The organism is Streptococcus parasanguinis (assembly GCF_001074805.1).
GTDB classification, from domain to species: domain Bacteria; phylum Bacillota; class Bacilli; order Lactobacillales; family Streptococcaceae; genus Streptococcus; species Streptococcus parasanguinis_A.
In genome coordinates this window covers 1-12,995 of sequence record NZ_JUPI01000014.1, presented here as the reverse complement: position 1 = coordinate 12,995, position 12,995 = coordinate 1, and the positions used below count along the sequence as shown (strand labels likewise).

Annotated in this window: 6 protein-coding genes and 1 pseudogene; 5 read left to right on the top strand and 2 right to left on the bottom strand. The window is 40.6% G+C overall.

What is annotated here, in order from left to right:
- A partial coding sequence (locus ADI76_RS11870) for a SpaA isopeptide-forming pilin-related protein (RefSeq protein ID WP_275043656.1) occupies positions 1-963 on the bottom strand: 963 nt, incomplete at its 3' end.
- 36 nt (positions 964-999) lie between these two features.
- Positions 1,000-2,604: pseudogene (locus ADI76_RS11865) on the bottom strand (Ig-like domain-containing protein); the annotation flags it as partial.
- A 427-nt stretch (positions 2,605-3,031) separates the two neighbouring features.
- On the opposite strand from ADI76_RS11865, the gene ADI76_RS01035 reads away from it, so the two are divergent.
- From ADI76_RS01035 to ADI76_RS01015, 5 genes are all read left to right on the top strand, one after another.
- Positions 3,032-3,478, top strand: a complete 447-nt coding sequence (locus ADI76_RS01035) for a dUTP diphosphatase (protein ID WP_049514111.1) — start codon at positions 3,032-3,034, stop codon at positions 3,476-3,478.
- Positions 3,479-3,487: 9 nt separating this feature from the next.
- Complete coding sequence (locus ADI76_RS01030) at positions 3,488-3,955, top strand: isochorismatase family protein (RefSeq protein WP_049506743.1); 468 nt, start codon at positions 3,488-3,490, stop codon at positions 3,953-3,955.
- Positions 3,956-3,975: 20 nt separating this feature from the next.
- Positions 3,976-5,310 carry a DNA repair protein RadA gene (gene radA, locus ADI76_RS01025; RefSeq protein ID WP_239681891.1) on the top strand — a complete coding sequence of 445 codons (1,335 nt, stop codon included), beginning with the start codon at positions 3,976-3,978 and terminating at the stop codon, positions 5,308-5,310.
- Between the two features lie 143 nt (positions 5,311-5,453).
- Complete coding sequence (locus ADI76_RS01020) at positions 5,454-5,948, top strand: beta-class carbonic anhydrase (RefSeq protein ID WP_049475019.1); 495 nt, start codon at positions 5,454-5,456, stop codon at positions 5,946-5,948.
- A 252-nt stretch (positions 5,949-6,200) separates the two neighbouring features.
- The coding region (locus ADI76_RS01015; RefSeq protein ID WP_049514104.1) for an SspB-related isopeptide-forming adhesin at positions 6,201-12,995 on the top strand (6,795 nt) is incomplete at its 3' end.

Below are 12,995 nucleotides of genomic sequence, written 5' to 3'. Positions count from 1 at the left end.
TTGGTAACCGTCTGGAGCTGTAAGCTCTCTCACTACATAATCTTTTGCTTCTAATCCTGTAAATGTTACAAGACCATTCGCATCTGAAGTCGCAGTCGCTTGACCTTCTCCATATGGGTTGGCAACTGGAGTTGTACCATCTGCCTCAAAGAGTCCAAAGACAGCTCCAACAAGTGGTTTCCCTTCATTGTTGACTTTATGTAATTGAATGCTGTAAAGTTTCAATTCAGGTTTATCAACAGTTGGAGGAGTTGGCGGAATTGAAGTGAATGGTTTGTTGACCACTGTTCCTTTGTCTACGACGAGGTTAGTCGCAGCTTTCAACTCGCTAGCAGAAACTTTAATCACATCTGCTGATAGTTGATAACCTTCTGGAGCAGTAAGTTCTTTCACCACATAATCTTTTGCTTCAAATCCTGTAAAAGTTACAAGACCATTTGCATCAGAAGTTGCAGTCGCTTGACCTGCACCATAAGGATTTGCTACAGGAGTAGTACCATTGGATTCAAATAGACCAAATACAGCACCTGCAAGAGCATTTCCGTCAGCGTTAGCTTTGTGCAATTGAATGTTGTACAGTTTCAATTCAGGTTTGTCAACAGTCGGTGGAGTTGGTGGAATTGAAGTTGTTACCAATTTGTTAGTGAAGGATTTCTTATCACCATATGCCACAGAAGCTTTGAGTGTATTGCTTGCATCATCTTTTGTGACAGTTACAGTAGCATCAATACTTCCTTCATCGTAGGTCATTCCTTTTGCTTTGCTTTCAGGAATAACTTCTTTAATCGTGTAGTGGAAGGTTTTTCCTGCGTCCTCTGATGAATATGAAATGTCATCAAAGGTTACCGTACCATCTGCAGCATTTTGTTTTGTTTGAAGAACTTTTCCGGTTTCATCCAACAATTGGAAATTGAATTCGCCATTCTTCAATTCAGCACCTTCTAAAATCTTGCTAGCTGAAATTTTAGCTTTTGCTGGTTGAGGAGCCGTATAAGTGTTGTTAAATGTTTTATTCTCTGGATAGACAAGATCAGCTTTTAGAGCTTGCCCGTCTTGTGTAACCTTCACGGTCACTTGTTTTTCAGTTGTATCATAGGTGATACCTGGTGTATTTCCAACAACTTCTTTTACAGTGTAAGTGTGTTCTCCTGCTTCCTTATAAGAAATCGGATCAAATGTGACCTTACCGTTTTTATTGGTAACAGTTTGAAGCTTAGTTGCACCCTCGTACAATTCAAAGCTAAACTCACCGTCTTTTAGATCACGACCGGTAAGAGCTTTATCAAGTTCGATGGTAGCTTTTGTTTCTTTTGGCTTCGCTTTTGGATTGACGATCGTCTTCGTAACCTTATGGTCCTTACCAAAATCTTCAGCATTTACGACGGTTTCAGCATTTTCGATCGTATAACCGGCAGGGGCTTCGGTTTCTGTTAAGATGTATTTATCTTTTAAAAGACCATTGACTGTGATATTACCTTTTTCATCTGTTACATATTCCCCAATGACTTGGTTGTTGGCTTGACGTACCACTTTGAATTTTGCTCCAGCAAGTGGTTGATTCGCGTCGCCCACTTTATGGATGTTAATGGTAAAGACATAACCAACACCAGAACCACCTGCAATTTGAACGGCAGCTTTATTTACTGCTTCTTTAGTATCGATGTTCTTACCTTTTAAAGTAGCCTGGTTATTTAAGATTTCCCCATCGACTGGTGAGTAATTTAAATGAACATCATACGTAATACGGTATTGATCCGTCTCACTAATATCTCCAAGATTCACAACAAATGATTGACCATTTTCACCAACAGTTACAGGATGTTCATTGGTTACATCCTTAGTATTATTAAATTGCCATCCACCATCGACATAAGACATCTCACCTTTTGTCACACGAAAACTATCTTTAACATAAGAAGCATTGGTAAATTGCAATGTGTCTTCTACTGTAACCTCTTTAATATTTTGCTTTAGTTGGTTCACAGAAATGGTATAGGAAATAGTCTTAGGGTCATCTTTGTGAACCCAACTTGTTTTCTTTAAAAGGTTTGGATCACCATCACCAACCCCTTTAAAGGTAACTTTACCTGCAATAATTGTTTTGTTGTTAACCGTCACTTCAACCGGAATTTCTCCTTGTTGAGGGTGCTTTTTGAAGTCGATACGGGCATAGAAGAAGAACGATCCATTTGTATCGGAATGTTTTTCAACATAGTCTGTATACGTTAATGTTAATTTTTTATTTTCAGCATCAACAGTAGCATGAGCGATAATTTCATTTGTGTTAATATCGCGAATTTCAAAACTATCGGATGTGATAATTAATGCATCTGGTACGGTAACTGTAGTTTGGTCACCTGCTTTAACATTTTTACCTGCTAAATTATATGTTGCATTAATACGGAACGTTGCCCATTGTCCTAATTCCCAATCAAGGTTGCCGCCTTCATTATTGGAAACTTGTATGTTTGAAATTGTATCGACCCATTTTCCGCTTACTGTCACTCCAGGAGTTTCTGCTGAAGTGCGATTCAGACCTAAAGCGAAAAGCATGGCCACTAAACAAAGGACAAATGAGAAAATTTTGATATTCCTATTCTTCATCTTATCTTCCCTTTTCATAAAAAAATTAGTGCCTAATCATCAATACCTGATTACTTTTAACGATATGGATCTTTCAAATCCTATCTGTTGGTAATTAGAATCGAGTGCTGAGACACGACCTCCATTAAATAATTTTATAGGGTAAAATATTTTACTTTTAAAATTATTCCCTACACAGGGAATTATAGCAAAAATAATAATTGGCTTCAAGCTAAAATCGGTGAAATTAGGTGTTTTTAAGCTGTTTCATTAATTTTCACTTTCTTTTAGAAAACAACCATGAAATCATCATATAATTTACAAATAATGAAGGTGAAAAAGGAGGTTTTTACTCAAAAAATACGAATAGTAGTATAGGGGAGACGCTAGGGCAAAGTGATGGTATAATAGAAGAGATGGAAACTATTTAGATAAAAGAGGAATTATGATGACAAAAATTCGTGGATTTGAACTTGTATCAACCTATACTAATCTGGACTTGCTGCCAAAGCGGGAGACAGCGCATGCGGCCGGCTATGACTTAAAAGTGGCAGAACGCACGGTGATTGCTCCTGGGGAAATCGTCCTCGTTCCAACTGGGGTCAAGGCCTATATGCAACCGACTGAGGTGCTCTATCTCTATGACCGTTCCTCTAACCCTCGTAAAAAAGGCCTGGTCTTAATCAACTCTGTGGGCGTTATCGATGGAGACTATTATGGCAATCCAGGAAATGAAGGCCATATCTTTGCTCAGATGAAAAACATCACCGATCAAGAAGTTGTTCTTGAAGTTGGAGAACGTGTGGTTCAGGCTGTCTTTGCACCATTCTTGATTGCCGATGGAGATGAAGCAGACGGCGTGCGTACTGGTGGATTTGGTTCGACAGGGAAATAGAGGAATAAAATGGCAGACTATTTATTAGTTGTAGACATGCAGTCAGATTATGTTGCTGTAGGAAAAGCATATCATGAAGAACTGACTGCAGCTGTAAATGACAAAATTGCTACCTATCCTAGCGAACGAGTTATCTATATTCTCAATCGTTTTTTCTGGGAGAGAAAAGATAGAAAGAAGAAATTTGCGACCGGCTTGCTGCTTGTATCTTCTCGTATTTTTGAAAAGCGTCGGGCTTCTTGCTTTACTAATCCAGATTTAAAAGATTTTTTAGAGGAAAACGGTGCTAAAAGTATAGAGTTTATAGGGGTAGATGGCAATGGCTGTGTTAAGGCTTCCGTTTTGGCAGCTACCAAGGAGAATTATCAGGTTTCTGTCGATTTGTCTGCTGTCGGAGTTGCCAACCAGAAGAAATTTCAAAATACATTGTATAAGTGGCACTCTATAGGAGTTGCAGTAGAAGGAGAATCATCATAGCTAAGAAAAAAAAGACTTTTATTTGTCAAAATTGTGCCTACAATTCACCCAAGTATCTAGGCCGCTGTCCTAACTGTGGTTCTTGGTCTTCTTTTGTTGAGGAAGTCGAGGTCGCAGAGGTCAAGAATGCGCGTGTGTCCTTGACAGGTGAAAAAACCAAACCCATGAAATTAGCTGAGGTGACCTCCATCAATGTTCACCGGACCAAGACTGAGATGGAGGAGTTTAACCGAGTGCTTGGTGGCGGAGTGGTGCCAGGGAGTCTCGTTCTCATCGGGGGAGATCCAGGGATTGGGAAATCTACCCTCCTCCTCCAAGTGTCGACCCAGTTGTCTCAAGTGGGAACGGTTCTCTATGTTAGTGGAGAGGAGTCAGCTCAGCAGATCAAGCTACGAGCAGAGCGCTTGGGTGATATCGATAGTGAGTTTTATCTCTATGCAGAAACCAATATGCAAAGCGTGAGAGCTGAGGTGGAGCGAATCCAGCCTAACTTTCTCATCATCGACTCCATTCAGACGATTATGTCTCCTGAAATTTCAGGGGTTCAGGGATCAGTCTCTCAGGTCCGTGAGGTAACGGCTGAGCTCATGCAGCTGGCCAAGACCAATAACATCGCCATCTTTATCGTTGGCCATGTAACCAAGGAAGGAACCTTGGCGGGTCCTCGGATGCTGGAACACATGGTGGATACGGTGCTCTACTTTGAGGGAGAACGCCATCATACCTTCCGAATCCTGAGAGCGGTCAAGAACCGTTTTGGCTCCACCAATGAGATTGGGATCTTCGAGATGCAATCAGGTGGACTGGTTGAGGTCCTCAATCCGAGTCAGGTCTTTCTGGAAGAACGCTTGGATGGGGCAACTGGATCGTCCATCGTGGTCACCATGGAAGGGACGCGTCCGATTTTGGCGGAGGTGCAGGCCTTGGTGACACCGACCATGTTTGGTAACGCCAAGCGGACGACAACGGGGCTTGATTTCAATCGGGCCAGTCTCATCATGGCAGTGCTAGAAAAACGAGCAGGCTTGCTCCTTCAAAATCAGGATGCCTACCTCAAGTCTGCGGGTGGTGTCAAACTAGATGAACCAGCTATCGACCTGGCCGTAGCCGTAGCCATTGCCTCCAGCTACAAGGACAAACCAACAAACCCGCAGGAATGTTTCGTCGGAGAGTTGGGCTTGACAGGAGAAGTTCGCCGGGTCAATCGGATCGAACAACGCATCAATGAAGCTGCCAAGCTCGGTTTTACCAAGATTTATGTTCCGAAAAATTCTCTGACGGGGATTTCGACACCATCAGGGATCGAAGTGGTCGGTGTGAGTACACTGTCTGAAGTCTTGAAGAAAGTATTTTAATTTTAATAGTAGAAAAGTCTTAAACGGGAAGTTTAAGGCTTTTTTTCAGATGTGACAGATGACAGGAGGTATCTCCTGACAGAAAGGATCGGATATGGTAAAATAATAGATGGTTTGAATTTCAAAGGAATGAAGGAGAGACCATGTCTTATTTTGATAATTTTTTAACAGCTAACCAAGCTTATGTGGCGCTACATGGAGACCTCCGTCTTCCGATTAAGCCCAAAACACAGGTAGCCATTGTGACCTGTATGGATTCCCGTCTTCACGTGGCGCCGGCACTAGGTCTGGCTCTTGGAGATGCTCATATTTTGCGGAATGCTGGAGGGCGCGTGACCGATGATATGATTCGCTCCTTGGTCATTTCCCAGCAGCAAATGGGAACCCGTGAAATTGTGGTTTTGCACCATACAGACTGTGGCGCACAGACCTTTGAAAACGAGGGTTTCCGTCAGCATCTCAAGAAAGAACTGGGAGTGGATGTGGGAGATAGTGATTTCCTACCCTTTCAAGATGTTGAAGAAAGCGTCCGTGAAGATATGGAGCTTTTAAAAGCTTCTCCTTTGATTCCAGAGGATGTGGTGATTTCAGGAGCTGTGTATGATGTGGATACTGGTTTGATTTCAGAAGTGAAATAAGCATAGAGAAGAGTATAGGAAGACAGAATAATCTCTGTTTTCCCGTATTCTTCTTTTTTGGTATAAAAAAAGTGAACCGGATAGGAAAAAATGTGACAATTTAGCACAAATTATTAAAAAATATGTGGTATAATATGACATTTTAACAAAAATATTACAAATTAATTTCAACAGATTGACTGTAGATGTCAATGATGTTACAATTTTATTTGTATCATGGAATCATGAAATATGAAAAAGGAGATCCTATAAATGAAGGATGTATTTAATAAGCGTCAGCGCTTTTCATTGCGAAAATATAGCGTTGGTGTTTGTTCTGTTCTCTTAGGGACAGCTCTTTTCGCTGCAGGTGCCAATACGGCTTCGGCAGAGGAAACAACTGCCTCTTCAGGTGCATCGACGTCAGCTTCGACGGAGTCTGCATCTGATAGCACAGCAGCTGAAACAGTTGCCTCTTCTACTGAAGCATCTTATAATGCTCCAGTAACAAATGTCGATCAAGCAAATACAAGTGCTGCGAAGGAAGTCTCAGAGCAATCTGAGGCTAACAAAGCAGCAGAAAAAGCTGAGGAAGTGGCAAAACCGGCTAAAGCTGAAGAAACTGCAAAACAGGATAAAACCGAAGAAGCAGCGAAACCAGCTAAAGCTGAAGAAACTGCAAAACCAGCTCCAAAAGCTGAAGCACCGAAAGCAACTGCTACACCAGAAGCGAAAAAAGCTGATGAAAAGAGCCAAGCGCACAGTGCTGCATCAGAAGCTGCAAAACCAGCTGCTTCTACAAGCACTGCAACTAGCGAAAGCTCAGAAGCAGCAAGCGCAAGTGAAGCTGCAGCAGTAGCCCTCAAACCTACAGCGCAGCCAGCATCACTTCGTGGTACTGAAGCTCCTGCAGCAGAGCTCGCAGCTGCTGCAGATCGCAGTGCAACACTTGACCGTGCTGCAACTGATTTGACGAATGCTGGTGCTTTGGCAACAAGTCGTAGCCGTCGTGGACGTCGTGCATTGACAGACCATAATAACGAGCCGGTTGCTGTAACAACTTTCCTAAAAGACGGTGAAGTTGCTACACCTGATATGACGAATCCAAACGGTGCAACTGTTTCATCTCAAACTGTACCAGCTGGTTATCAAGCTAAAGAAGGTGACTTCTATACTTATGCTATTTGGGATCTTACTAAGTTCAATGAACGTTATGGTACAAAATATTATGCGCGTGCCTATAAGAGATTTGATGACTCTACCGATACAACAGTTGAATTACTAGATAAAACTACTGGTAATGTAGTAGAAACTAGAACTGTTACTTCATCTAGTGGTGTTCAAAAATTCACGACAACTACAGCAGCATCTAATAGTCAATTGACTTTCCAAGTAGATTACAAAGCCGGTACTGCTGGAAAAGGTAAAGTTGCTGAACCATTTATTCAAAATGGTTATGCAGTTGGAAAGAGTATCACAGACTTAGTAGCTGGTGGGCACCAACTTACGCCTGCAGAGCAAGCACTTTATACTGCGGTTTATAACGCTCGTACTACAACAGATATTTTAAACGTTGTTGAACCAGCTTACAATGGTCGTACAATTACTGATTCAAACGCTAAAATACCAGTAACAATTAATAAAACAACATACTATAAAGTAGTTGATAAAAACAACCCAACATTTAATGCCAATAAAACAGATAAAACTGTTCAAGATTATAAAGAAAATGGTAATGAAGTTGAGTTAGCTCGATATACTCTTAAAGCTGAAGAAGGACAAAGTTTCACAGCATCTGGCGAACGTCAATTTGATGGATACAAACTTTACCAAACTGCTGACGCAAATGATACATCAGGTACTGTAAGTCGTCCTTACACCGTTGGTACGAAATTCATGGATGCGGACCGTTACGGTATTAAACGTATCAAAGAAGTTGTTGGAGAAGACGGTTCAGTCGTTATTCGTGTTTACTTGCTAGATCCAAGACAACAAAGCAAACGTTCGGATGGTTCATTAAGTACCGATGGATATATGTTGCTAGCAGAAACTAAGCCGATTAAACCAGGTGAATGGAATTCACAGGACTTAGTTGTTAAAAAATCACCTCTTTACACTATTGCACATACCGTAACTGATCCAAAAACGGGAGCAAAAACTAACTATCCAAACGGTAAAGAAGTTCCATTTGACTTCCAAAAAGCTTCTGGATATGCACCATATCATACTGTATTCGTACCATTCTTAGGAGATGGAATTGGACATGGTTCAGATAATGCGCAATTAGAGCGTGGGGTAGGAGGTATCGGTACCAACGTTGACTTGCTCAACACTTTGACACCGTACAAACAACCTATTTACTACTACGTGAAGCAAGAACCTGTAACAGTCACTCCTGAAGTTGAAAAACAACTGGAAGGACGTGTCCTTGTAGATGGTGAATTCAGCTTTAAGATTAAGGAAGACTCTTCTTCGCCTGGTGTAGAAGAAACTGTAACTAACAAAAACGGCAAAGCTACATTTAGCAAGCTTACCTTTACTAAAACTGGTACTTATAAGTACAAAATCACTGAACAAAAAGGTTCTGATACAAACGTTGACTACGATGCAATGACAGTTACGATGACTGTTAATGTAACTGAGAACGCTCAAGGTGATTTACAAGCTACAGTTAAATACAGTGCTGAAGGTGGATTCAAATCAAGTGCTGATGATAAAATCTTCAACAACTATGTTGTAGCACCAGTTAAGACTAAGTTTGACTTCAGTAAAAAATTAGCTGGACGTGAACTGAAAGACGGAGAATTCAAATTCGTTCTTAAAGATGCAAACGGACAAGAAGTTGAAACTGTTGCCAACAAAAAAGATGGAACTGTAACCTTTACAGAAATTTCATTTGACAACACTAAAGTAGGTACTCATACTTATACAGTAGAAGAAGTGATCCCTGCAACTAAAGAAGTAGGTATGACATATGACACTATGAAGGCAACAATCACTGTTGAAGTTGCTAAGAATGGTCATGCTCTTACAACTGTAACAAACGTTTCATCAACAGGTGGGGTAGATGCGAATGGTAATGCTACTGACGGTACTGCCGATAAAGAATTCAACAACAAGATCACTCCTCCGGAAACACCTGAGTTCCAACCAGAAAAATTCGTCCTTAACAAAGAAAAATTTGACCTAACAGGTACAAAATTAATGGACGATGACGATGAGCTTCAGGATGAGTACACAGAAACAAATGCAAATCCATATGCTGATCAAGTCAAGAACAATGAAGCAGAAAACATCAATACGAAGACTGTTGAGCGTGGTGATAAATTAGTTTACCAAGTATGGTTGGATACTAAGAACTTCACTGACAAAAACAACATCCAATCTGTTGGTATCTCTGATACTTACGATGCAGATAAATTAACTGTTAACGCTGCTGATATTAAAGCATACGATAGCGTAACAGGAGTTGATGTAACATCTAAATTTGATATTACAGTAGCTAACGGAGTCATTACAGCTACATCTAAAGCTTCTATGAACAAATCTTTAGGTGATGCTGATAACACTCAAGTTATCGACACAACTAAATTCGCATTTGGTCGCTACTACAAATTCGATATCCCAGCTACAGTTAAAGCGGATGTTCCTGGTGGGGTAGACATCGAAAATAAAGCTAACCAAATCGTTCACGTTTACAACCCAGTAAGCAAATCTGTAGAAACTCCAGAAAAACCAACTCAAAAACGTGTGAACAGTGTACCAATCACTGCGGAATTCAACTTCACAAAACGTTTGGAAGGTCGTGCGCTAACAGCTGGCGAATTTACATTCGCGTTGAAAGACAGCGACAATGTTGTGATTGCAACGGCAACCAACGATGCAGATGGTAAGATTAAATTCTCTCCAGTAGAGTACACAAATAAAGCTGGTGAAAAAGTCACTGCCCTTAAATACAAGAAGGGTCAAGAAGGTACTTACACTTACTCTGTAACAGAGGTGAAAGGTACAGACGCAACTGTCACTTACGATACAATGAAGGCAGAAGTAACTGTAACAGTATCTCACGACGGTACAGCTAAAGCATTGGTTGCTAACGTAACTGAACCAGCTGACAAAGAGTTCAACAATACAGTAACTCCTCCAACAGAACCTAAGTTCCAACCAGAGAAGTATGTGTTGAATACAGCTAAATACTCAATCACTGATAACAAACTTCTTGATGATGATGCTGAGTTGACTGATAAATATGGTGAAACAAATACTGATCCATATGTTGATAAAACAAACAACAATGAAGCAGAAAACATCAATACGAAGACTGTTAACCGCGGAGATAAACTCTACTATCAAGTATGGTTAGATACAACTAAATTCTCAGCAACTAACAAAGACAACGTTCAAACTGTAGGAATTACAGATGACTTTGACGAAACTAAGGTTGATGTAGATGGTTCAGCAATCAAAGCTTACGATTCAGTAACTGGAGCTGATGTTACAGATAAATTCGATATCGCTGTGAACAACGGTGTGATGACTGCAACTCTTAAAGCTGGCTTCACGAAGTCACTTGGCGATGCAGAAAACACTCAAATCATTGACACAACTAAATTCGCCTTTGGACGTTACTACAAATTTGATATCCCAGCAACAGTTAAAGCTGATGTACCAGGTGGATCAGACATCGAAAATACTGCAGCTCAAGTAGTCAACTACTACAACCCTGTAAGCAAAACTGTTGAAAAACCAAGCAAACCAACTGAAAAACGTGTAAATAACGTTCCAGTTGAAGTGGAATTCAACTTCACTAAACGTTTGGAAGGTCGTGAGCTTAAAGCTAACGAATTCAGCTTCGTATTGAAAGATTCAACAGGTAAAGTTGTTGAAACTGTAAGCAACGATAAAGATGGTAATGTGAAGTTCTCAGCTCTTACATTCAAGAAGGGTGAAGAAGGCGTTCACAACTACACTGTTGAAGAAGTTGCAGGAACAGATGCTACTGTGACATACGACACAATGAAAGCAACTGTAGCTATCACTGTTGAACACAAAGGTACAGCTAAAGTTTTAGTGGCTAAGCTTGGCGAAATCGCTGATAAAGAATTTAACAACCGTGTAACACCTCCAGAAGAACCTAAGTTCCAACCAGAGAAATACGTTGTTTCTAAAGAGAAATACGATATCACTGGTGACAAGCTTGTTGACGATGATAGAGAGTTGGCAAACAAGTACGCAGATACAAATGCGAACCCATATGCAGACGATGCATCAAACAACGAAGCAGAAAACTTGAATACTAAGACTGTTGAACGTGGTTCTAAATTGGTTTACCAAGTATGGTTGGATACAACTAAATTTGACGCAGCTAACAAGGACAACATCCAAACAGTAGGTATTTCAGATAACTATGATGAAGCGAAATTAAATCTTAATGCGGCTGACATTAAAGCTTACGACTCTGTAACAGGCGCAGAAGTAACTGATAAATTCGATATCGCTGTCAACAACGGTGTGATCACTGCTAACTTGAAAGCTGGCTTCACGAAGTCACTTGGCGATGCAGAAAACACACAAGTTATCGACACAACTAAATTCGAATTCGGACGTTACTACAAATTCGATATCCCAACAACAGTGAAAGACGATGTTGTAGCTGGTGCAGATATCGAAAATACTGCAGCTCAAGTTGTAAACTATTACAACCCAACTACTAAGAAAGTTGAAAAACCTGAAAAACCAACTGAAAAACGTGTTAACAATGTTCCAATCTCAGTAGAATTTAACTTCACTAAGAAATTGGAAGGCCGTGAACTGAAAGCTAACGAATTCACATTCGAGTTGAAAGACAGCGACAATGTTGTGATTGCGACTGCAACCAACGATGCAGCTGGTAACTTCAAGTTCACTCCAGTTGATTACACAAATAAAGCTGGTAAAACTGTCACTGCCCTTAAATACCAGAAGGGTCAAGAAGGTACTTACACTTACACTGTAACAGAGGTTAAGGGTACAGACTCAACTGTCACTTATGATGAAATGTCTGCAGTTGTAACCGTTACTGTGTCTCATGACGGTACAGCCAAAGCCTTGATCACAAACGTGACAGAACCTGCTGATAAAGAGTTCAACAACCGTGTCACTCCACCAACAGAACCTAAGTTCCAACCAGAGAAATACGTTGTTTCTAAAGCGAAATTCGATATCACAGGTACGAAGCTCGTTGATGACGATTCTGAATTGACAGATAAATATGGTGAAACAAATACAAACCCATATGTCGATACAACTGCCAACAACGAAGATGAAAACTTGAATACGAAACCAGTTGAACGTGGCCAAAAACTTTACTATCAAGTATGGTTGGATACAACTAAATTCTCAGCAACTAACAAAGAAAATATCCAAACAGTAGGAATCACAGATAACTACGACAAGGATAAATTGACTGTTAATGCTTCAGATATCAAGGTTTACGATTCAGTTACTGGTGCAGACGTTACGACGAAATTCGATATCTCTGATAACAATGGTGTTCTGACAGCGAACCTTAAGGATGGCTTCACGAAGTCACTTGGCGACGCTGAAAATACTCAAATCATTGATACTACTAAGTTCGAATTTGGACGCTACTATAAATTTGATATCCCAGCAACAGTGAAAGACGATGTCGTAGCTGGTTCTGATATTGAAAACAAAGCAGCTCAAGTTGTGAACTACTACAACCCAGTAAGTAAGACTGTTGAAAAACCAAACAAACCAACTGAAAAACGTGTCAACAGTGTTCCAATCTCAGTAGAATTCAACTTCACTAAGAAATTGGAAGGCCGTGCGCTTAAAGCTAACGAATTCACATTCGAGTTGAAAGATAGCGACAATGTTGTGATCGCAACGGCAACCAACGACAAAGCTGGTAAGATCAAGTTTGCTCCAGTAGAGTACACCAATAAAGCTGGTAAAACTGTCACTGCCCTTAAATACCAGAAGGGTCAAGAAGGTACCTACAAGTACACAGTAGAAGAAGTTAAAGGCTCAGACGCAACCGTTACATACGACACAATGAAAGCGAAT